We start from the raw sequence: 21,590 nt of genomic DNA on the forward strand, positions 1-21,590 counted from the left end.
TCAACCATGACGGCCACCGAGTTCACCACCCTTATCCAGCGCGCCGAACGCGTGCTGGCGCAGCTGGAGGCCTTTCTGCCCCCGGCTACGCCCGAGATCGACTGGAGCGCCCACGCGTTCCGCTGGCGCAAGCGCGGCGCGCGCGGCTGGCTGGACGCCGTGCGCCACGTGGCGCGCATCGACATGCAAGACCTTCAGCACATCGAGCGCCAGAAGGCCACCATCGACCGCAACACGCTCCAGTTCCTTGAGAACAAGCCGGCCAACAACGTGCTCATGACCGGCGCCCGCGGCACCGGCAAGAGCTCGCTGGTCAAGGCCATGCTGGCCGCCTACGGCGACCGCGGGCTGCGCCTGATCGAGGTGGACAAGTCCGACCTGGGCGATCTGGCCGACATCGTCGAACTGGTCGCCGCGCGGCCGGAACGCTTCATCGTGTTTTGCGACGACCTGTCCTTCGAGGAAGGCGAAGCCGGCTACAAGGCGCTGAAGTCCGTGCTGGACGGCTCGGTCTCGGCCTCGGGCGACAACGTGCTGATCTACGCCACGTCCAACCGGCGCCACCTGATGCCGGAATACATGAGCGAGAACCTGCAGGCCAAGCACCAGCCCGACGGAGAGATCCACCCGGGCGAGACGGTCGAGGAGAAGATCTCGCTGTCCGAGCGTTTTGGCCTGTGGCTGTCGTTCTACCCCTTCAAGCAGGACGACTACCTGGACATCGTGTACCACTGGCTGCGCGAACTCGGCTGCCCGGAAACGCAGATCGAACCCTCGCGCACCGAAGCGCTGCAATGGACGATCGAGCGCGGTTCGCGGTCCGGCCGCGTGGCCTATCAGTTCGCGCGCGACTGGGCGGCCCGCCATGTCTGAAAAGATCGTCGACGTCGCCGCCGGCCTGATCCTGCGTCCGGACGGCATGCTGCTGCTGGGCCAGCGGCCCGAAGGCAAGCCGTGGTCGGGCTGGTGGGAACTGCCCGGCGGCAAGCTCGAACCCGGCGAGACCGTGCTGCAGGCGCTGGCCCGCGAACTCCAGGAAGAAATCGGCATCCGCGTCACGCAGTCGCGTCCCTGGGTCACCTACGTGCACGTCTACCCGCACACCACGGTCCGGCTGGCTTTCTGCCACGTCACCGGCTGGGAAGGCGAACCGCAAAGCCTGGAGAACCAGCGCCTTGAATGGGTGAACCCGGCCAACGCGGCATCGGTGGGCGACCTGCTGCCCGCCACCCTGCCCCCGTTGCGCTGGCTGCAGCTGCCCACCACGTACGGCATCAGCTCCATCGGTTCGCGCGCGGGCGTCGCGCCCTTCCTGGGCCGCCTGGAGGCCGCGCTGGCGCGGGGCGTGAAGCTCGTGCAATTGCGCGAACCGCAGTGGCCCGACGGCGTGGGCGCGACATCGCTGCATGAAGTGCTGCAACAGGTGGCCAAGCGCTGCCGCGCCGCCGGCGCGCGCGTGCTGGTCAACAGCATCCACCCGGCCTCCTGGTGGAAGGAAACCGACGGCGTGCACCTGCGCACGGCGGACGCGGCGCGCCTTGCCGCCCGCCCCGAATTGCCCAAGAACGCGCTGGTCGGCGTGTCCGCCCACGACAACGCCCAGGTCGTCCATGCCCGCGACATCGGCGCCGACTTCGCGGTGCTGGGTCCCGTGCTGGACACCCCCAGCCACCCCGGCGCGCAAACGCTGGGCTGGGAGGGCTTCGTGGAAGGCAATCGCGACGCCGGCATTCCGGTGTTCGCGCTGGGCGGTCAGTCCACCCAGACCGTATCGCAGGCGCTGCGCCATGGCGCGCATGGCATTGCCGGGATACGCGGCGTCATCTGATCCGCCATACCGCCGGGGCGCGCCCCGGCGGCCCTCAGTCGATCTTGTAGTCCATCCACGAGGCAACCATCTCGCGCAGGCCGCCTTCTTCCTCGAACGCCTCGCGCGAACCCTCCGCCTTGTTGCGCCCGAGCTCCAGGATGTACATGTAGTCGGACACCTCGGCGCAGCGCCGCACGTTCTGGTCCACCAGCACCACCGTCATGCCCTCGTCGGCAAAGCCGCGGATCAGCGCATAGATCTCCTTGGAGATCTTGGGCGCCAGCATCGCCGTGGGCTCGTCCAGCAGGATCACCGAAGGCTCGATAAGCAGGGCGCGGCCGAATTCCACGAAGCGCTGCTGCCCGCCGCTCATGCTGGACACGGGGTCGTTGCGCTTCTGCGCCAGGATGGGAAAGCGGTCATAGACCGAATCGATGCGCTGGCGCACGCGCGTCTTGTCGCGCCGGAACGGCCAGCAGCCCAGCAGCAGGTTGTCGTGCACGGACAGCTCGCCGAACAGGCTGCGATGCTGCGGCACGAACGCCACGCCGTGATTGGCGCGCTCATGCGAGGGCTGCGAGCTGATGTCCTTGCCCCGCAGCGTGATGCGCCCGGTGCGCGGCGGCAGGAAGCCGAACAGGGTCTTGAGCACCGTGGACTTTCCGGCGCCGTTGGGGCCGATCACGCCGGTGACCTTGCCTGCGCGCGCCTGGACGTTGATGCGGTTCAGGATCGTGATGTCGCCGTGATAGGCCACGGTCACGTCTTCCAGTGCGAGTATCGCGGTGCTCATGTCAGGCTCCCAGATAGGCTTCGACCACCCGCGGGTCGGCGCGCACTTGATCGGCGTTGCCCTGACTCAGGATGGCGCCTTCGTTCATGACGATGATGTGATGGGACAGCTGATAGATGGAGGTCAGGTCGTGCGACACCAGCACCACCGAGCAGTCGTGTTCGGTGGGCAGTTCGCGGATCACCGAGATCAGCAGCTGCGCGAGCGCGGGATTGACCCCCGCGAACGGTTCGTCCAGCAGCACGACCTTGGGCCGCGCGACCATGATGCGCGCCAGTTCCACCAGCTTCTGCTGGCCGCCCGACAGTTCTTCGGCGTAGTTGTGCCGCAGGCGGTGCAGCTCCACCTTGTGCAGCCAGTACTCGGACTGCGCGTAACGTTCGTCGGCGCTGCGGCCTGACTGCTGCTGCGCCACGTCCAGGTTGTCCAGCAGCGTCAACTGGCGGAATATGCGCGGCACCTGAAACGTGCGTCCGACTCCCAGCCGCGCCACCTCGTGGACCTGGCGCCCGCCGATCTCGCGGCCGTCCAGCTCGATGCGGCCCTCGTCCGGGGTATAGATGCCGTTGATGCAATTGAGCATCGTGGTCTTGCCCGACCCGTTCATGCCGATGATGCCCAGGATGGAGCCCCTGGGCACCTCCAGGTCCACGCCCTGCAGCGCCACCAGGCCGCCAAAGCGCTTCTTGAGATTCGTGACTTTCAACATGGTGCGTCCGGCTCCCGGTTAGCGCAGCGCCTGGCGGCCGAACAAGCCGCTGGGCCGGATGAAGATCATGGCGACCATCAGCGCGAAACCACAGATGGTCGCGATGGACGGGTTGAAGAACACCACCGACACCTGCTCCGTGACGCCGAACAGCAGCGCCCCGACCAGGGCTCCCACCGGATGGCCCAGGCCGCCCAGGACAATGACGATGAAGCCGATCAGCGTGTAGTCGTTGCCCATGAATGGCGAAAACGCCGGAAACACCATGGCGACCAGCACGCCGCTGGCGGCGGCCAGGCCCACGCCCAGGCCGAAGGCCACGGCGGACAGCCGCTCCGCATTGATGCCCACGATGCGGACCGCGTCGCGGTTCATGATGATGGCGCGCAGCGCTCGGCCCAGCTGCGTGCGGTACAGGAACACCGTCAGAGCGGCGATGATGGCCAGCGCGATGACCAGCGCCAGCAGGCGCACCGTGGGAATCAGGACGGGGCCGAACTTCAGGAAGACAGGTTCGATCTCGTAAGGCAGGGAGCGGGCGTCGGCGTCGAACGCCAGCAGCATGAGCGCGCCCAGCATGATGGACACGCCGAACATCAGCAGCAGCGAACTGATCTCCGGATCGTCGGCCTTGGACAGCCGCGGGATCAGCACGAAGTACAGCAGGTAGCCGGCCAGGAAGAACGCCACGAACGCCAGCGGCAGCGCCACCAGCGGGTTGATCCCCGCGTACTCCAGCAGATAGAACGCGAAGTACGCGCCCAGCACCAGGAATTCGCCGTGCGCGAAGTTCACCACGCGCAGCACGCCGAAGACGACGTTGAGCCCCACTCCGATCAGGCCATAGATGGCCCCCAGGATCAGGCCGTTGATCAGGCCTTGGATAAGCAGTCCGGTCATGGCGGGATCCTCAGGCGATGTAGCGGCGCAGTTGCGGCTTGCGTTTGATCAGGCTGCCGACGATGCCCCGCGGCAGGAACAGCATCAGCAGGACGATGATGAGGCCCAGCAGCAACAGGTTCACCACCGGGAATTTCTGCCAGATCATGTGGTCGATGCCCAGCAGCGCCAGCGTCCCGACCACGGGTCCGAGGATGGTGCCAAAGCCGCCCGCCATCGCATAGATGATGCTCTTGGCCGTGATCAGCACATGGAAGGCGTATTCCGGATCGACCACGTTCGTGTACCAGGCCTCGATCCCGCCAGCCAGCGCCGGAAACAGGGCGGCCAGCAGCCAGGCCTTCAGGCGCGTGTTGGGCACGTGGATGCCGACGCAGGCCGCCGCGCCGTCGTCGTCGCGTATGGCCTTGAGCGCGCGGCCCAGCCGCGACACCGACAGCCAGGTGACGGTGGCGAGCGTGGCGCCCATGACGATCAGCATGGCGTAGTAGCTGTGCGTGGGATTGTTGGCGGACGACAGGATGATTCCCATGCTGCCGCCGGTGAACGACTGGGGCAGGTTGGAAATGATCAGCTTGACGATGGTGGCCAGCGCCAGGCTGACGATGCCGAAGTACACGCCGCGCAGGCGCAGGGTGGGCGCCAGGAGCAGCGCAATCGCCACGCCCACTCCCCCCGCGGCCAGCAGCGACGGCAGGATGGGCCAGCCCAGGATCTTGTAGCAGATGCCGGTGGCGTAGGAGCCCACGCCGTAGAACACCACATAGCCGAACGGCAGATAGCCCGTGAACCCGACGCAGATGTTCATGGCGCTGGCCATGGTGATCCACAGCATCAGGTAGAACGCGAAGGAGATGTTCGAGGTCGCCATGGGAATCACGGCGAGGCCGGCCGCCAGCGCGGCAAAGAGGGTCACTGCGATGCGGGTGCGCAACCGCACGGCGCGCAGATCCTGCGCGCGATGCGAAGCCGCGCCCGCCGCCAGGGCGGGACTGCTGCTCATGATGTCTTCCTCCGGGCCGTCTCGGGTTGGATGGCCGCTCTGTTTGGAGGCGATTATGAACAGTTCAAACTATAACTGCAAGTTAAGGATTAACCCTTATCAACCCCAGGAAACGCCTCCGCCAGCACCTCGCGCAGCTCCTTGATGAACTGCATGGCGATCTGCGAAGGCTCCCGGTTGCTGGCATAGACGGCCGAGATATTCAGGGGAATGCGCTCTTGCAGCGGCACGATCACGACGTCCGGCATGGTGTTCTGCATGACCGTGAACTCATCCACGATGGCGATCCCCACCCCCGCGTTGACCAGCGCGCACGCCAGCTGACTCCAGGGCACATCGGCGCACATGCGGCACGGCAGGCCGGCCTGCTCGAACGCGCCCAGCACCAGCATGCCGAAAGGCATGCGGGTGCCCACCACGATATGGGGATGCGGGGAAAGATCGGCCAAGCTGACGGACTCCCGCCCCGCCAGCGCATGGCTCTTGGGGATGGCCGCCACCATGCGGCCCACATGCAGGAGCTGGGAGGTCAGGAAGGGATGATCCGCCTGCATCACCACCAGCCCCAGCTCGGCCTCGCCCTGCAGCACGTCGGTGATCAGGCTGGGCAAGACCGAGGTATTCAGCCGCAGCAGCAGCTCAGGATGCCGCGCCTGGAAGCGGGCCACCGCACGCGGCACCAGGAACTGGGCCAGACTGGGAATGGAGGCCAGGCGCAGCACGCCCGTGCCATGCTCGGACAGCGCGTCGGCCAGATCGTTGACGCGCTGCATCATGCGCTGGGTCTTCTCGATTTCCTCAAACAGGCTCTGAACTTGCGAGGTCGGCCGCAGCCGCCCGCGGACCCGCTCGAAGAGCGTCACGGCCATGCTCTTCTCGGTCTGGGCCAGCATCCGGCTGACCGCCGGCTGCGAAATATTCAGCAGCCGCGCCGCGCCGCTGATCGATCCGGCCATGACAATGGCCCAGAGCATTTCGGTCTGTCGATAATTCAATTTATTCAAGGCGTGCGCTCCATGCCTATTTGTTATACGCTTTGTCGCGTATTGGGCAATTATTGCCCAATACCGGGTTCTCGAGCCATGCTTCGCGGCGGGAAGAGGACCCCAAATCTATAACGATTGGAGACATCCCATGTTCGCTAAATCCTGGTTGTTCCGCTTACCGGCGTTGGCCATGGCCATCGCCGCCTTGACTCCCGCCACAGGCGCCGCCCAAAACTCGGACAAGATCCGCGTGGGCATGACGGTTTCGTCCACCGGCAGCTTCGCCCTCGCATCGCAATCCGGCGTGCGGGGCGTGGAGCTGTGGGTGGACGACGTCAATCGCCGCGGCGGCATCGACATCAAGGGCAAGAAGTACCCCGTCGAACTGGTCAAGCTGGACGACCGCAGCGACAAGCAGATGGTCACGCGTGTCTACGAACGCCTGATTGTCGATGAAAAAGTGGATCTGGTGTTTGCGCCCTTCGGCTCCACGCTGACGGCCGCGGCCGCCACCGTCACGGAGCGGCTGGGCAAGTACATGATGGTCTGGTCCGCCGCCAGCGACGACCTGTACAAGCAGGGCTTCAAGAACATGGTGTCCGGCACCCAGATGCCCGTGTCCGCCATGCTGCGCGCCAATATGGAGCTGGCCGCCAACCAGGGCGTGAAGAAGGTGGCGCTGCTGTACTCCGACGAACCGTTCCCGGCGGGGCTGGCCGAAGGCGGCCGCGAACAGGCCACCAAGAACGGCATGCAGGTGGTGCTGTTCGAGAAATACCCGAAGGGCCAGAAGGACTTCAGCACCATCCTGCAGAAGGCGCGCGCGGCGGGAGCCGAAGCGCTGGTGCCGACCTCCTACGAGGGCGACCTGATCAGCATGACGCGCCAGATGAAGCAGCTGGACATCAACTTCCCGTACGTCTTCATGGTCTACGCGTCGACACCGCAGTTCCAGGCCATCGGCGCGGACGCCAACTACATCTACAGCCACACCAACTACCACCCCGCGATCAACTGGAACGTCAATGCGGGCCTGAGCCGCGAACAGTTCGCGGCGGCCTACGACCAGCGCTTTCCCAAGGCCGAGTTCCCGCCAGATTTCCAGACGGCGCTGGCCTACGGCGCGGGCGCGATCACGGAAGAAGTCGTGAAGAAGGCCGCCACCACGGATGCCGCGGCGCTCAAGCAGGCGTCGATGGACCTGTCGGGCAAGCTTACGGTGATGGCCGGCCCCTACGCCATCGACGACACGGGCAAGCAACTGCTCATGCCGTTCCCGGTGGTGCAGCTGCTGCCGGGCAAGGGCATGGTGCCCGTATGGCCCGCGGACGTGGCCGCGGCAAAGCCCGTTTACCCGACGCCTGACTGGAACAAACGCTAGTCGCGCGTAGAGCAGCCGGCCGCGCGCGCGTCGCGCGGCCGGCATACCAACCTGAGGAAAACATGTCTGAAATCGCATTTGCCACGCTCGGCGAGCTGGCGGACGGCCTGGCCCAGGGCCGCTACAGCTCGGTGGAACTGACGCAGCACTTCCTGGACCGCATCGCCTTGGCCAATCCGGCGCTGGGCGCCTTTGTCAGCGTGGACAACGCCGGGGCCCTGCGCCTGGCCGAAGCCGCCGACGCCCGCCGCCGCGCCGGCTATGGCCTGCTCAGCCCGCTGGACGGCGTGCCGGTCGCGGTCAAGGACCTGTGCGACATCCAGGGCCAGGTCACCACCGCGGGCTCCGAGGCCTGGCGTGATCGCCGCAGCACCGTGACGGCCACCGCCGCCACGCGCCTGCTGGATGCGGGCATGGTGATGCTGGGCAAGACCCACATGGTCGAATTCGCATTTGGCGGCTGGGGCACCAACCCCGTCATGGGCACGCCGCGCAATCCCTGGGACCTGCGGCAGGCGCGCATTCCCGGCGGCTCGTCCAGCGGGTCCGGCGTGGCCGTCGCGGCCGGCCTGGCGCCCGCCGCGCTGGGTTCGGACACGGGCGGTTCGGTGCGGATTCCCGCAGCCCTGAACGGTGTGACGGGACTGAAGACCACGCGCGGACTGATCAGCCTGCATGGCGCGGTGGCGCTGTCGACCACGCTGGATTCCATCGGCCCGCTCACGCGCGACACCCGCGACGCGATGCTGCTGACCGCCCTCATGGCGGGCCCGGACGCGCACGACCCGCTCACGCAAGGCCTGCCTGCCTTCCAGTATCGCGAACCCGCCGCCGGCGCGCAGCCCCTGCGCGGCGTGCGCATCGCGCTGATGCCGCCGTCGCAGCACCCCATCGCCGTGGATGACGACGCGCTGTCGGCGCTGGCCGATGCGCGCCGCGTGCTGACCGACCTGGGCGCGGAAGTGGCCGAGACACCCTTCCCCTTCGACTTCCGCGAGATGATGCGGCGCAACGGCCAGATCATCGCGGCCGAAGCCTACGCCATGCATCGCGAATACATCGAAGACCCGGCGTTGCCCATCGGCCAATATGTGCGCGCCCGCGTGCTGTCGGGCAAGGGCGTGTCCGCCGCCGACTATATCGCCGCGCTGCAGGCGCACGCGCAGGCCCGGCTGGCGTGGCTGGACTGGATGCGCGACATCGACGCCGTGCTGACGCCTTGCGCGCCCTTCGGCGCGCGGCTGCTGGACGACGTGGACGAGGCGGCCACGCCCCTGGCCGCCTTCACCCGTGCCGGCAACTATGTCAACGCGTCGGGACTGGCCCTGCCCGCGGGCTTCACGGCCAATGGCCTGCCCCTGGGCGTCCAATTGCTGGGCAAGCCCAATGCCGAAGGCGTCCTGGGCCGGATCGGCATGGCCTTCCAGGGCGTGACCGACTGGCATCGCCGGCATCCCGATCTGAAGGCGGTCGGGCTGTAAGCGCCTGCGGGGCGCCCGCGGCATGCGCCGCAGGGCGCCCCCTCCTAGGGAAACTCCCCCCTTGCTGCCGATTGGCCCGAAGCAATATCTTGGATGCCGAATGTGACCATGCAGTCACATCGCTTTGCTTCATGAAGGAGTAGGCCTATGTCCCGCCGTGAAAATACCGAGCGACAGATCCTGCAAGCCCTGGAGGCCCAGATCCTGGAAACGGGCATGGGTGGCGTCGGCATCAACGCCATCGCCAAACGCGCCGGCGTCAGCAAAGAGCTGATCTACCGGTACTTCGACGGCATGCCCGGACTGATGCTGGCCTGGATGCAGGAACAGGACTTCTGGACGCGCAATCCAGACCTGCTGGCCGCCGGCGAATCCAGCCAGCGCACCCCGGGTGAACTGGTACTGTCCATGCTGCGCGCCCAGATCGACGCGCTGGCCGGCAACGAGACGCTGCGCGAAGTGCGCCGCTGGGAACTGATCGAACGCAACGAGGTATCGGCGCCGCTGGCCGAACGCCGCGAACGCGCCGCGCGCGGCTTCATCGACCGCGTCGACGGCCTGGCCCCCGATGTGGACATGCCCGCCGTCGTCAGCGTGATGCTGGCGGGCGTGCTGTACCTGATGCTGCGCGCAAAGACCGAATCCCATTTCCTGGGCGTGCCCCTGCGCACGCCGGAAGGCTGGGACCGGATCAACGGCGCGCTGGAGCACCTGGTGACCCACGGATTCCCCGAAGCCCTGAACACCGAATCCCTCGCCAACCTGGAAGCCCGCCGCCCGCAGCGGCCGGCCGCCGCCCCTGAAACCTGAGCCCCCTCTCATGCCCGCGCATCCCGACCAGCACGACTACGACATCATCATCACCGGCGGCCTGGTGGCCGACGGGCTGGGCGGCCCCGCCCGCCGCGCCGACCTCGCCATCCAGGGCGAGCGCATCGCCGCCATCGGCGACGGCTCGGCCTGGCGCGCGCGACGCCGCATCGACGCCACCGACAAGGTGGTGTCGCCGGGCTTCATCGACTGCCATACCCATGACGACCGCGCGTTGCTGGGCACGCCGCTGATGCGCCCCAAGGTCAGCCAGGGCATCACCACCGTCGTCACGGGCAACTGCGGCATCAGCCTGGCGCCGGTCCGCGCGCCCGGCGACGTCGTGCCGCCACCGCTCAACCTGCTGGCCAAACACACCGGCGAGCTCTATGCCCGCATGCAGGACTACGCGGATGCGCTGGACGCGGCCCCCGCGGCCGTCAACAGCCTGGCGCTGGTGGGCCACTCCAGCCTGCGCGTATCCGCCATGGACCGGCTGGACCGCCCGGCCGACAAGAACGAGATCGCCGCCATGCGCCGCGCGCTGGACCAGGCCATGGCGGCCGGCGCGGCCGGCCTGTCCACCGGCCTTTACTACCCCACCGCCATGCATGCCAGCACCGACGAGGTGATCGGCGTGGCCGAGCCCCTGTCCGCGTGGCGCGGCCTGTACACCACCCACCTGCGCGACGAGGCCGACCACGTCTGCGATTCCATGGAAGAAGCCTTCCTGATCGGCCGCGCCGCCGACGTGCCGGCCATCCTGTCGCACCACAAGGTCACCGGCAAGCACAACCACGGCCGCACCGTCGAGACGCTGGCGCTGTATGACCGCGCTCGCGCCAACCAGCCGCTGGGCATGGACGTGTATCCCTACGCGGCATCGTCCACCATCCTGGAGCCGCGCCGCGTCTCGGCCGGCGAGAAGATCATCGTCACCTGGTCGCAGACCCGTCCGGAAATCCAGGGCGTGGACCTGCGCGAACTGGCCGAGCGCGAGGGCAAGGACCCCACCCGGCTGGCCGAGGAACTGTCGCCGGGAGGCGCCATCTATTTCTCGATGGACGAAGAGGACGTGAAGCGCGTCATCGGCCATGGCAGCGTCATGATCGGCTCCGACGGCCTGCCCCATGACCAGCGTCCCCACCCTCGCCTGTGGGGCGCGTTCTCGCGCGTGCTGGCCCGCTATGTGCGCGAAATGCGCGTGCTGGGCATGGAAGAGGCGATCCGCCGCATGACCAGCCTGACCGCCGCGCAGTTCGGCCTGAAGGACCGCGGCGTGCTGCGCCCGGGCTGCTACGCCGACGTGGTGGTGTTTGATCCGCGCAGCGTGGCCGACCTGGCCAGCTTCGCCGAACCCACGCTGCCGTCCACCGGCATCCAGGCCGTGCTGGTCAACGGCCTGCTGGTCGAGGAGAACGGCGCCGCCACCGGCGCGCGGCCCGGCCGCCTGCTGCGTGGCGAGGATCGCGCCGCGCCCGGCTTCGAAACCCCCGCCTGGGCGGCCTGAAGCGGCGCTCCCGCGGCCGAAGCTCCCAGGATTGCGAACCCTTTGCGCCGGCCCCGAGCGCGGCGTCCCCTTGGAACAACATGCACATAGTCGTCATCGGCGCTGGGGTGGTCGGCATGACCACCGCCTACTTCCTGCACCGCGAGGGTCATCGGGTCACCGTGCTCGACGCGGGCTCCGGCCCCGGGCAGGCCACCAGCATGGCCAACGGCGCGCAGCTGAGCTACAGCTTCGTCGCGCCGCTGGCCGATCCCTCGGTGCTGCCCAAGCTGCCCTCGTGGCTGCTGCGACAGGACACGCCATTGCGCTTCCGCCCGCGCCTGGATCCCGACCAGTGGCGCTGGAGCCTGGCCTTCCTGCGCGCCTGCACGCGCTCGCGCAGCCGCTCCACCACGCGGGAACTCCTGGCGCTGGGCCTGTACAGCCGCCTGTGCGTGCACGACCTGATCCGGCAGGAGAACCCGGATTTCGATTTCTCCTCGTCCGGCAAGCTGCTCGTCTACCAGGACGCCGCGGCCTATGAACACGCGCTGTCGCAACGCGACTACCAGGCCACCCTGGGCTGCGAGCAACGCGTGATGGACCGCCAGGCCTGCCTGGAGATGGAGCCGGCGCTGGCCGACATCGGCGCCAGCATCGCGGGCGCGATCTACACGCCCACCGAGGATGCGGGCGATTGCCAGCGCCTGTGCGCCGAGCTGGAACGCATCCTGCGCGCCGCGCCGGATCCGGTGCGCTTCCATTTCAACACCCCGGTGCAGGCCCTGCGGTCGGAACGCGGACGCGTGGTGGGCGCGACAACCGCCGCGGGCAGCTTCGATGCCGACCACTATGTGCTGGCCAGCGGCATGGGCGCGCAATCCCTGGCGCGGCGGCTGGGCATGAACCTGCAGATCCATCCGCTAAAGGGGTACAGCCTGACGTACGATCTGACGCCGGAGAGCATCGCGCCCAGCGCCAGCATCAGCGACATCCGGCGCAAGGTGGTCTACGCGCGGCTGGGCCAGCGGCTGCGAGTCGCCGGCATGGTCGATATCGGGACCGGCGGCGACGCCGTGGACCCGGTCCGGATCCGCAGTCTTGAACGCGATGTGGCGAAGTTCTTTCCACGCCTGAACCCGGCGGGCGCCCCGCAAGCCTGGGCAGGCCTGCGGCCCGCGCGCCCCGACGGCAAGCCGCTGATCGGCGCCACGCCCTACCGCAACCTGTGGCTGAACACGGGCCATGGCGGCCTGGGTTTCACGCTGGCCGCCGGCAGCGCGCGCATGCTGGCGGACCTGATGCGAGGCCGCAGCCCCGCGGTGGAAGCAGCGGCCTTCGCCCTGCGATAGCGGGCGCCTGGCCGCGGCGTTCAGTCCGCCTTGATGCCGCGGCTCTGGATCAGCTTGCCCCACTTGTCGCGTTCCTTCACTTCAAACGCGGCCAGGTCGGCGCCGAACACGTTGCCGGCCGTGGCTCCGCCCTGCGCCAGCGACTGCTGCAGTTCGGGGGATTTCAGCGCCTGCTTCATGGCCGCGATCAGCTTGTCGACGACCGGCGCGGGCGTGCCGCGCGGCGCATACAGGCCCGACCATGCGGTGACCTCGAAGCCGGGCAGGCCAGCCTCGGCCATCGTCGGCAGGTCGGGCGCGGCGGGGCTGCGCTCGGCCGAGGTGACCGCGATGCCGTGCAGCCGGCCGCCCGCCTTCAGCGCGCCCATCGAGCTGGGCAGGTTGTCCATCAGGATGTCGACCTGGCCGCCGATCACGGCGGGAATGGCGGCCGACGATCCCTTGAAAGGCACGTGCAGCATCTGCAGGCTGGCCATGGATTCGAAGTACGCGCCCGTCAGGTGCACCGACGAGCCGATGCCGGGCGAGGCATAGGAATACTTGCCCGGGTCCTTCTTCACCGCCTTCATCAGGTCTTCCAGGTTGCGCCACGGCGAGCCCGCGGCCACCGCGATGACATTGGGCGTGGACGCGATCATGCCCAGCGGCACCAGGTCGGTGGCGGGGTTGAAACCGATGTTGCCGTAGAGGAACTGGTTGACGCTTTGCGTTCCGACCGAGCCCAGCACGATGGTGTAGCCGTCGGGCTGGGCGCGCGTGGCGGCGGCGACGCCCAGGTTGCCCGCCGCGCCCGGCTTGTTCTCGACCACGATGGATTGGCCCAGCGCGGGGCGCATGTGTTCGGCGATGGTGCGCGCGAAGATATCGGTGGTGCCGCCGGGCGGAAATGGAACGATGAGGGTAATTGGCCGCGCGGGCCATTCCTGCGCGGACGCCGCCGCGGCGCCCAATGCCAGCGTGGCGGCTACCGCCACGCCTGTCCAGCGACCTGCCCTGGCGGCGGTCCGCCCACGAGATAACCAGCCCATCCTCTTCCCCTTCGCATTGAGCGTGTTCGATTGATCAAACGGAATTCGGTGCATCGTTACTGCGCGATAAAAGTGACCATGCGGTCACTTTTCCGGCATTAAGAACCTGGGCCGAAAGCTTGTCAATCAAAGGAAAGGGGGTTTAGGCGTAATCCCTAGGAAGTCAGTCCGCGCGCGCGGTCTCGGTCGGCGGCAAGCCGTCCCAGCCGCCGCCCAGGGCCACGATCAGGTTGACGCTGGCCGCCAGGCGGCTGCCCAGCAGGCTCAAGGCATTGCGCTCGCTGTTGAGCGCCGTGGCGTCCACCACCGCCACGCTCAGGTAGTCGACCAGCCCCGCCTTGTACTGGTTCTGGATCAGGCGCAACGATTCGCGCGCCGATTCCAGCGCGCGGCGCTGTACGATCTGCTCCTGCTCCATGACGCGCAGCTGGATCAGGTAGTCCTCGACTTCGCGCAGGCCCGTCAGCGCAGCCTGGCGGTAAGCCGCCGCCTGCGAGTCGTAGGACGCGCGGGCCTGTTCCACCTGGGCCTCGCGCGCGCCGCCGTCGAATATCGTCAGCGCCAGCGCCGGCCCCAGCGACCAGAAGCGCGCGGGCGCCGTCAGCAGCTCGGCGAACTCGCCGCTGCGGAACCCGCCGTCGGCGGACAGGATCAGGCTGGGGAACCACGCGGCTTGCGCCACGCCGATCTGCGCGTTGGCGGCCGCCGCGCGACGCTCGGCCGCGGCCACGTCGGGACGGCGCTCCAGCAGCTCGGACGGCAAGCCCACCGGGATCTGCGGCAACCGCAGCGCGAACACCGTGGGCGGCAGGCTGAACTGCGAAGGGGCCTGGCCCATCAGCACCGCGATCGCATGCTCATACTGCCCGCGCTGCCAGTCCAGGTCGATGGACTGCGCGCGCGTGCTTTCCACCTGCGTGCGCGCCACGGCCACGTCGGCCTGGCCCGCAACGCCCACCGCATAGCGGTTCTGCGTCAGCTGCAGCGACTTCTCATACGCCGCCACGGTCGCGTCCAGCAAGCGCTTCTGCTCGTCCAGCACGCGCAGCTGCAGATAGGTCTGCGCCAGCGTCGCCTGCGCGCTCAGCCGGGTCGCGCCCAGGTCGGCAAGGCTGGCCGCCGCGCTGGCTTCCGAGGATTCGACGCTGCGGCGCACCCTGCCCCACACGTCCGCCTCCCAGCTGACGCTGCCCGTCAGCGAATACTGGTTGGACACGTTGCTGCCCGACGAAGACGACGAGCCGCTCTGGCCATTGCCGCTGCCCGCGCGCGTCATGCCGGCGCCCGCGCCCACGGTCGGATAGAAGCCGGAGCGCGCGCCGCGCACCAGCCCCAGCGCCTGCCGGTAGTTGGCCTCGGCCTGCGCAATGGTCTGGTTGGACGCATTCAGGCGATCCAGCAGGCCATCCAGGACGGGGTCGTCGTAGACCTTCCACCATGCGCCGCGATCGGCGTCGTCGCGCGGCTGGGCCGGCTTCCAGCCGGGCACTTCGTCCTGCCCTTCCTTGTAGGCGACGCCCACGTCCAGCGCCGGGCGCTGGTAGTCGGGGCCGACCGCGCACGCGCCCAGCAGCGCGCACAGCGCAAGGGTGGCGGCGGCGCGGGGAAGGAAGACATTCGAGAACGGCTTGGTACGGATCATGTGGGTTCTATGGAAGCAGGGGCAGCGTTCCGCGGGGCGCGCCGGCGAGCGGCCCACAGGCGGAAACGGTCCAGATAAAGATAGACCACGGGCGTGGTGTACAGCGTAAGGATCTGGCTCAGCACCAGGCCGCCCACGATGGTAATACCCAGCGGCTGGCGCATCTCGACGCCCGCGCCGGTGGCAAGCACCAGCGGCAGCGCGCCGAAGATGGCCGCCATCGTCGTCATCATGATGGGGCGGAAACGCGTCAGGCAGGCCTGGAAGATGGCTTCGCGCGGCTCCATGCCGTGGTTGCGCTCGGCGTCCAGCGCAAAGTCCACCATCATGATGGCGTTCTTCTTGACGATGCCGATCAGCAGGAACACCCCGATCAGCGCAATCAGCGTGAAGTCGTATCGCACCAGCAGCAAGGCCAGCAGCGCGCCCAGGCCCGCGGACGGCAGGGTGGACAGGATGGTCAGGGGATGGACGAAGCTCTCGTAGAGGATGCCCAGCACGATATACATGGTGACCAGCGCCGCCAGGATCAGCCAGGGCTGCTGCGCCAGCGTCTGCTGCAAGGCCGCGGCGGTGCCCTGGAAGCCCGCCTGGATCTGGTCCGACGGCAGGCCGATGCGCGCCACGGCGTCGTCGATCGCGGCGGTGGCCTGCCCCAGCGATACGCCGGGCGCCAGGCTGAACGACACGGTATCGGCCACGAACAGTCCCTGGTGCTGCACGCTGAGCGGCGCGTTGGCGTTCTCCAGCTTGGTGAATGCCGACAACGGCACGCGCGCGCCGTCCGCCGTGATCACCTCGACCTGCCTGAGCGATTCGATGTCCTGCGCGAATCTGGGATCCACCCCCAGCACCACGTGATATTGATTCAGCGGCCCATACATCACCGACACCTGGCGCTGGCTGAATGAGTTGTTCAGCACCGTCGAGATCGTGGACATGCTGATGCCCAGCCGGGTCGCCGCCTCGCGGTCGATCACCAGGTTGATCTGGCGCCCCTTGTCCTCGACGTCGGTGTCGACGTCGGTGATCTCGGGAATCTTGGCCATGGCCTGCTGCACCTTGGGCATCCAGGTCCGCAGCAATTGCAGGTCGCCCGACATCAGCGTGTAGTCGTACGACCCCTGGCTCTGGCGCCCGCCGATCCGGATGTCCTGCTGCGACACCAGGAACATGCGCGCGCCCGGCATGTTCTGCAGCTTGGCGCGCAGGCGGTTGATGACCACGTCGGCCGAGACCTTGCGCTCTTCGAGGGGTTTCAACTGGATCTGCATGAAGCTGCTGTTGCTGCCGCCGCGCCCGCCGGCGTAGCCCGTCATGCTCTGCACGGCCGGATCGGCCAACACCACCTTGCGCAGCGCTTCCAGCTTGGGAATGGTCGCCTGGAACGAAGTGCCCTGATCCACGCGGAAGAATCCCAGCAGCTGGCCCGTGTCCTGCTGCGGAAAGAAGCCCTTGGGCACCACCGTGTACAGGTAGATGTTCAGGCCCACGGCGATCGCCAGGGTCAGCATCATCAGCCGGCCATGCGCGAGCGCCCAGCGCAGCGAACGGCGGTAGCCGTCCAGCATGGCTTCGAAGGCGCGCTCGGACCAGCGCGCCAGGCGTCCGGCCGGCTTCTCTTCCTTGGGCTCGTTGCGCAGCAGGCGCGCGCACATCATCGGCGTCAGGGTCAGCGACACCACCAGCGAAACCAGGATGGCGGCCGACAGGGTCACGGCAAACTCGCGGAACAGACGCCCGACCACGCCGCCCATCAGCAGGATGGGGATGAACACCGCCACCAGCGACAGGCTCATCGAAAGCACCGTGAAACCCACCTCGCGCGAGCCACGCAGCGCGGCGCGCATCGGCGACATGCCGTTTTCCACATGGCGCATGATGTTCTCGAGCACCACGATGGCGTCGTCCACCACGAAGCCGGTCGCGACGATCAGGGCCATGAGGGAAATGGTGTTCAGCGTGTACCCGCACAAGTACATGATGCAGAACGTGCCGATCAGCGACACCGGCACCGCCACGCTGGGAATGATGGCGGCCCGCCAGCGCCTGAGGAACAGCAGCACCACCAGCACCACCAGCCCCACGGCGATGACCAGCGTCAGCTCCGCCTCGTGCAGCGACGCCCGGATGCTGGGCGTGCGGTCCTGCGCGACCGTCATGTTCACATCGGCCGGCATCAGCGCCTGCAGGACCGGCAACTGTGCGCGCACGGCGTCCACGGCCTCGATGATGTTGGCGTCGGCCTGGCGCCGCACGATCATCAGGATGGCCTTGCGGTCGTTGTAGAAGCCGGTCTGGTACAGGTCCTCGACCGAGTCCTCGACCTTGGCCACGTCGGATACGCGCACCGGCGCGCCGTCGCGCCAGGCGACGATCAGCGGCCGGTACTGTTCGGCGCGGCTGAGCTGGTCGCTGACCATGATCTGCCAGTGATAGCGGTCGCTTTCCAGCACTCCCTTCGGGCGGTTGGCGTTGGCGTTGGACAGCGCGGCGCGCAGTTCGTCCAGCGACACGCCCTGGTTGGCCAGCGCTCCGGGCAGCACGGTGACGCGCACCGCCGGCAGCGAACTGCCGCCCACCGTGACCTCACCCACTCCGTCCACCTGCGACAGCTTCTGCGCCACGATGGTCGAGGCCAGATCGTAGAGCTGGCCCTGGCTGAGCGTGTCGGACGTCAGCGCCAGCGTCATGATGGGCGCGTCCGACGGATTGGACTTGTGGTACGTGGGATTGCTGCGCAAGCCAGTGGGCAGCAGCGAGCGGGCCGCGTTGATGGCGGCCTGCACGTCGCGCGCGGCGCCGTTGATGTCGCGCGACAGGTCGAACTGCAGCGTGATGCGGGTGCTGCCCTGCGAACTGCTGGACGTCATCTCGGTCACGCCCGCGATGCTGCCCAGCGAGCGCTCCAGCGGCGTGGCCACGCTGGACGCCATGGTTTCAGGGCTGGCGCCGGGCAGGCTGGCCGACACGGAGATGGTCGGGATGTCCACCTGCGGCAGCGGCGCCACGGGCAAGAGGAAGAACGCGAGCATGCCGGCCAGCACGACCGCCAGGCTCAGCAGCGTGGTCGCCACCGGCCGGACGATGAAGGGCGCCGACAGGATCATCGCGCGTCTCCGGCCGAGGGCTCGCCCGCCCCGCGCCAGCGGCGCGACATGCGGTCGAACATCAGGTAGATGACCGGCGTGGTGAACAGGGTCAGGACCTGCGACAGCAGCAGGCCGCCCACCATGACCAGGCCCAGCGGCTGGCGCAGTTCAGCGCCGGTGCCGGTCGACAGCATCAGGGGCAAAGCGCCGAACAGGGCGGCAAGCGTGGTCATCAGGATGGGGCGAAACCGCAGCAGCGCCGCCTCGTGGATGGCCGCGCGCGGACTCAATCCGCGCTTGCGCTCGGCGTCCAGCGCGAAGTCGATCATCATGATGGCGTTCTTCTTCACGATGCCGATCAGGAGAATGATCCCGATGATGCCGATCATGTCCAGTTCGGTGCCGCTGATCAGAAGCGCCAGCAGGGCCCCCACGCCCGCGGACGGCAGCGTGGACAGGATCGTGATGGGGTGGATGTAGCTTTCGTACAGCACGCCCAGCACGATGTACATCGTGACCACGGCGGCAAGAATCAGCCACAAGGTGCTGGACAGCGAATTCTGGAACGCCAGGGCCGCGCCCTGGAAGCGCGTCTCCACGGCGGCCGGCATGCCGATCTCGGCCTCCGCCGCCGTGATGTTCTGCACCGCGTCGGACAGCGATGCGCCCGGCGCCAGGTTGAACGACACCGTCACCATGGGGAACTGGTCCAGCCGGTTCACGGCCAGCACGGTCCTGCCTTCGGTGATGTGCGCCACGGACGACAGCGGCACCTGCGCGCCCGTGGAGGTCGGCACGTGGATCTGGCCCAGCGCGCTGGGCGACATCTGGAACTGCGGCTGCACCTCCAGCACCACGCGGTACTGGTTGGACTGCGTGAAGATCGTGGAGATCAGCCGCTGGCCGAAGGCGTTGTACAGCGCCTCGTCGATCACGGCGGCGGTGATGCCCAGGCGCGAGGCCGCGTCGCGGTCGATCTCGACCCAGGTCTGCAGGCCGTCGTCCTGCAGGTCGTCGGTCACGTCCTTCAGGCCCGGCACCTGGCGCAGGCGGTCCACCAGCTTGGGCGTCCACTCGCTCAGCACCTTCAGGTCCGGATTGGACAGGGTCATCTGATACTGCGTGCGGCTCACGCGGTCTTCGATGGTCAGGTCCTGCACGGGCTGCATGTAGACCGTCAGGCCGTCCTGCTTGCCCAAGGCCTCCTGCAGGCGCGCCATGACGGTGCGCAGGTCGCCGTTGCGTTCGGCCTGGGGCTTCAGTGCGATCTGCATGCGGCCGGCGCTGAGCGTGGCGTTGCTGCCGTCCACCCCGATGAACGAGGACACGGCCTGCACGTCCGGGTCCTCCAGCACGAGACGCGCGGCGGCCTGCTGGCGCTCGGCCATGGCAGGGAAGGAAATGGACTGCGGCGCCTGGGTGATGGCCTGGATCAGGCCGGTGTCCTGCTGCGGGAAGAAGCCCTTGGGCACCACCATGTACAGCAGCACGGTCAGCGCGAAAGTGGCCAGCGCCACCACCAGGGTGAGCGGTTGATGGCGCAGCACCACCTGCAGCATGCGGTCGTACGCGGCGATGACGCGGTCGATGAAGGCGCCCGTGGCCTGGTGGAAGCGGCCGTGCTTCTGCTCGGATTCGGCGCGCAGCAGACGCGCGCACATCATGGGCGTCAGGGTCAGCGACACCACCAGCGAGATCAGGATGGACACCGCCAGCGTGATCGCGAATTCACGGAACAGGCGGCCCACCACTTCCGTCATGAAGAGCAGCGGGATCAGCACCGCGATCAGGGAGAAGGTCAGCGAGATCAGCGTGAAGCCGATCTGCGAAGCGCCCTTCAATGCCGCCTGCAGGGGTCTTTCTCCGTCCTCGATGTGGCGGGCGATGTTCTCGATCATGACGATGGCGTCGTCCACCACGAAGCCCGTGGCGATGGTCAGCGCCATCAGCGTCAGGTTGTTGATGGAGAAGCCGGCCAGATACATGATGCCGAACGTGCCCACCAGCGACAGCGGCACCACGACGCTGGGAATCAGCGTGGCCGTCACGCTGCGCAGGAACACGAAGGTGACCATGACCACCAGCCCCACCGCCAGCAGCATTTCGAATTGCACGTCGGCGACCGAGTCGCGGATGGTCTGGGTGCGGTCCGACACCACGCTCACGTCCAGCGTGGCGGGCAGCGCGGCGCGCAATTGCGGCAGCAGCGCCTGGATCCGGTTGACCACGTCGATCACGTTGGCGCCAGGCTGGCGCTGGATGTTGAGCAGGATGGCGGGTTTGTCGCCGGCCCAGGCCGCCTGCCGGGTGTCTTCCGCACCTTCCACCGCGCGCGCCACATCGGCCAGCCGCAGCGGCGCGTTGTTCTTGTACGCGATGATCAGGTCGTTGTAGGCGGTGGGCGTCTTGAGCTGGTCATTGGCGTTGATCGTGGTGGACCGCTGGGGCCCGTCCAGATTGCCTTTGGGCTGGTTCACGTTGGCGCCGACGATGGCGGTGCGCAGGTCCGACATCGACAGGCCGTTGGCCGCCAGCGCCTGCGGATTCACCTGGATGCGCACCGCCGGCCGCTGTCCGCCCGCCACGCTGACCAGGCCCACCCCGGGAATCTGCGACAGCTTCTGCGCCACCCGCGTATCCACCAGGTCGCGCACCTGCGGCAAGGGCATGGTGGGCGAGGTGATCGCCAGGGTCAGGACGGCCGCATCGGCCGGATTCACCTTGTTGTAGGTGGGCGGCACCGGCAGGTCGGAGGGCAGCAGATTCGACGCCGCGTTGATCGCCGCCTGCACCTGCTGCTCGGCCACGTCCAGCGGCAAGGTCAGGTTGAATTGCAGGGTGATGACCGACGCGCCGCCCGAACTGGTGGACGACATCTGGTTCAAGCCCGGCATCTGCCCGAACTGCCGTTCCAGCGGCGACGTGACCAGGGAGGTCATCACGTCGGGACTGGCGCCGGGGTACAGCGTCACGACCTGGATCGTCGGATAGTCCACTTCCGGCAGGGCCGAAACGGGCAGGAACCGGTAGGCGATCAAGCCGGCGATCAGGATGGCCACCATCGACAAGGTGGTGGCTACAGGGCGCAGGATGAATAGACGCGACGGGCTCACG

At 67.8% G+C, this 21,590-nt stretch carries 16 protein-coding genes; 7 read left to right on the forward strand and 9 right to left on the reverse strand.

Going from position 1 to position 21,590, the window contains the following annotated elements; genetic code table 11:
- The first annotated feature begins 6 nt into the window (after nt 1–6).
- A complete protein-coding gene (locus HLG70_RS19245; protein WP_171665752.1) occupies nt 7–873 on the forward strand; it encodes an ATP-binding protein in 867 nt (288 codons plus the stop codon).
- On the forward strand, nt 866–1,828 hold the full coding sequence (locus HLG70_RS19250; protein ID WP_171665754.1) for a Nudix family hydrolase: 963 nt from the start codon (nt 866–868) through the stop codon (nt 1,826–1,828). Before HLG70_RS19245 ends, HLG70_RS19250 begins: the two co-directional genes overlap by 8 nt.
- Nucleotides 1,829–1,862: 34 nt before the next feature.
- On the opposite strand, the gene HLG70_RS19255 is transcribed toward HLG70_RS19250, so the two are convergent.
- The 5 genes from HLG70_RS19255 to HLG70_RS19275 form a co-directional block, all read right to left on the reverse strand.
- Complete coding sequence (locus tag HLG70_RS19255; RefSeq protein ID WP_171665756.1) at nt 1,863–2,603, reverse strand: branched-chain amino acid ABC transporter ATP-binding protein; 741 nt, start codon at nt 2,601–2,603, stop codon at nt 1,863–1,865.
- A gap of 1 nt (nt 2,604) precedes the next feature.
- The gene (locus tag HLG70_RS19260) at nt 2,605–3,312 is read right to left on the reverse strand and encodes an ABC transporter ATP-binding protein (protein WP_171665758.1); all 708 of its coding nucleotides are present in this window, start codon (nt 3,310–3,312) and stop codon (nt 2,605–2,607) included.
- 18 nt (nt 3,313–3,330) lie between these two features.
- Nucleotides 3,331–4,212: a branched-chain amino acid ABC transporter permease gene (locus tag HLG70_RS19265; RefSeq protein WP_171665760.1), complete on the reverse strand. Its 882-nt coding sequence runs from the start codon at nt 4,210–4,212 to the stop codon at nt 3,331–3,333.
- A 10-nt stretch (nt 4,213–4,222) separates the two neighbouring features.
- Nucleotides 4,223–5,215 (reverse strand): branched-chain amino acid ABC transporter permease, encoded by a 993-nt coding sequence (locus HLG70_RS19270; protein WP_171665762.1) that lies wholly within the window; start codon nt 5,213–5,215, stop codon nt 4,223–4,225.
- An 89-nt stretch (nt 5,216–5,304) separates the two neighbouring features.
- Complete coding sequence (locus HLG70_RS19275) at nt 5,305–6,189, reverse strand: LysR family transcriptional regulator (protein ID WP_171665956.1); 885 nt, start codon at nt 6,187–6,189, stop codon at nt 5,305–5,307.
- Between the two features lie 160 nt (nt 6,190–6,349).
- On the opposite strand from HLG70_RS19275, the gene HLG70_RS19280 reads away from it, so the two are divergent.
- From HLG70_RS19280 to HLG70_RS19300, 5 genes are all read left to right on the forward strand, one after another.
- Nucleotides 6,350–7,582: an amino acid ABC transporter substrate-binding protein gene (locus tag HLG70_RS19280; protein WP_171665764.1), complete on the forward strand. Its 1,233-nt coding sequence runs from the start codon at nt 6,350–6,352 to the stop codon at nt 7,580–7,582.
- A 62-nt stretch (nt 7,583–7,644) separates the two neighbouring features.
- Entirely contained in the window at nt 7,645–9,063 is a 1,419-nt protein-coding gene (locus HLG70_RS19285; protein ID WP_171665766.1) for an amidase, read from the forward strand.
- A 147-nt stretch (nt 9,064–9,210) separates the two neighbouring features.
- Nucleotides 9,211–9,873 carry a TetR/AcrR family transcriptional regulator gene (locus tag HLG70_RS19290; RefSeq protein WP_171665768.1) on the forward strand — a complete coding sequence of 221 codons (663 nt, stop codon included), beginning with the start codon at nt 9,211–9,213 and terminating at the stop codon, nt 9,871–9,873.
- A gap of 10 nt (nt 9,874–9,883) precedes the next feature.
- The gene (locus HLG70_RS19295; protein WP_171665770.1) at nt 9,884–11,383 is read left to right on the forward strand and encodes an N-acyl-D-amino-acid deacylase family protein; all 1,500 of its coding nucleotides are present in this window, start codon (nt 9,884–9,886) and stop codon (nt 11,381–11,383) included.
- Nucleotides 11,380–12,714, forward strand: coding sequence for a D-amino acid dehydrogenase (locus HLG70_RS19300; protein ID WP_326491149.1), 1,335 nt, complete (start codon nt 11,380–11,382; stop codon nt 12,712–12,714). Before HLG70_RS19295 ends, HLG70_RS19300 begins: the two co-directional genes overlap by 4 nt.
- Before the next feature lie 20 nt (nt 12,715–12,734).
- Here the strand turns inward: HLG70_RS19300 and HLG70_RS19305 are convergent, their stop codons facing one another.
- The 4 genes from HLG70_RS19305 to HLG70_RS19320 form a co-directional block, all read right to left on the reverse strand.
- Nucleotides 12,735–13,742, reverse strand: a complete 1,008-nt coding sequence (locus HLG70_RS19305) for a Bug family tripartite tricarboxylate transporter substrate binding protein (RefSeq protein WP_171665774.1) — start codon at nt 13,740–13,742, stop codon at nt 12,735–12,737.
- A gap of 163 nt (nt 13,743–13,905) precedes the next feature.
- Nucleotides 13,906–15,384: an efflux transporter outer membrane subunit gene (locus tag HLG70_RS19310; RefSeq protein WP_171665776.1), complete on the reverse strand. Its 1,479-nt coding sequence runs from the start codon at nt 15,382–15,384 to the stop codon at nt 13,906–13,908.
- The gene (locus HLG70_RS19315) at nt 15,381–18,494 is read right to left on the reverse strand and encodes a multidrug efflux RND transporter permease subunit (RefSeq protein WP_171665778.1); all 3,114 of its coding nucleotides are present in this window, start codon (nt 18,492–18,494) and stop codon (nt 15,381–15,383) included. Before HLG70_RS19315 ends, HLG70_RS19310 begins: the two co-directional genes overlap by 4 nt.
- Entirely contained in the window at nt 18,491–21,589 is a 3,099-nt protein-coding gene (locus tag HLG70_RS19320) for an MdtB/MuxB family multidrug efflux RND transporter permease subunit (protein WP_171665780.1), read from the reverse strand. Before HLG70_RS19320 ends, HLG70_RS19315 begins: the two co-directional genes overlap by 4 nt.
- Nucleotide 21,590: the final 1 nt, after the last annotated feature.

It is taken from the genome of Achromobacter deleyi (assembly GCF_013116765.2).
Taxonomy (GTDB): domain Bacteria; phylum Pseudomonadota; class Gammaproteobacteria; order Burkholderiales; family Burkholderiaceae_B; genus Achromobacter; species Achromobacter deleyi_A.

Bases quoted from the DNA above. Each gene is read 5' to 3' on its own strand.
- HLG70_RS19245 (WP_171665752.1), top strand. From the start codon at position 7: ATGACGGCCACCGAGTTCACCACCCTTATCCAGCGCGCCGAACGCGTG.
- HLG70_RS19250 (WP_171665754.1), top strand. From the start codon at position 866: ATGTCTGAAAAGATCGTCGACGTCGCCGCCGGCCTGATCCTGCGTCCG.
- HLG70_RS19255 (WP_171665756.1), bottom strand. From the start codon at position 2,603: ATGAGCACCGCGATACTCGCACTGGAAGACGTGACCGTGGCCTATCAC.
- HLG70_RS19260 (WP_171665758.1), bottom strand. From the start codon at position 3,312: ATGTTGAAAGTCACGAATCTCAAGAAGCGCTTTGGCGGCCTGGTGGCG.
- HLG70_RS19265 (WP_171665760.1), bottom strand. From the start codon at position 4,212: ATGACCGGACTGCTTATCCAAGGCCTGATCAACGGCCTGATCCTGGGG.
- HLG70_RS19270 (WP_171665762.1), bottom strand. From the start codon at position 5,215: ATGAGCAGCAGTCCCGCCCTGGCGGCGGGCGCGGCTTCGCATCGCGCG.
- HLG70_RS19275 (WP_171665956.1), bottom strand. From the start codon at position 6,189: ATGCTCTGGGCCATTGTCATGGCCGGATCGATCAGCGGCGCGGCGCGG.
- HLG70_RS19280 (WP_171665764.1), top strand. From the start codon at position 6,350: ATGTTCGCTAAATCCTGGTTGTTCCGCTTACCGGCGTTGGCCATGGCC.
- HLG70_RS19285 (WP_171665766.1), top strand. From the start codon at position 7,645: ATGTCTGAAATCGCATTTGCCACGCTCGGCGAGCTGGCGGACGGCCTG.
- HLG70_RS19290 (WP_171665768.1), top strand. From the start codon at position 9,211: ATGTCCCGCCGTGAAAATACCGAGCGACAGATCCTGCAAGCCCTGGAG.
- HLG70_RS19295 (WP_171665770.1), top strand. From the start codon at position 9,884: ATGCCCGCGCATCCCGACCAGCACGACTACGACATCATCATCACCGGC.
- HLG70_RS19305 (WP_171665774.1), bottom strand. From the start codon at position 13,742: ATGGGCTGGTTATCTCGTGGGCGGACCGCCGCCAGGGCAGGTCGCTGG.
- HLG70_RS19310 (WP_171665776.1), bottom strand. From the start codon at position 15,384: ATGATCCGTACCAAGCCGTTCTCGAATGTCTTCCTTCCCCGCGCCGCC.
- HLG70_RS19315 (WP_171665778.1), bottom strand. From the start codon at position 18,494: ATGATCCTGTCGGCGCCCTTCATCGTCCGGCCGGTGGCGACCACGCTG.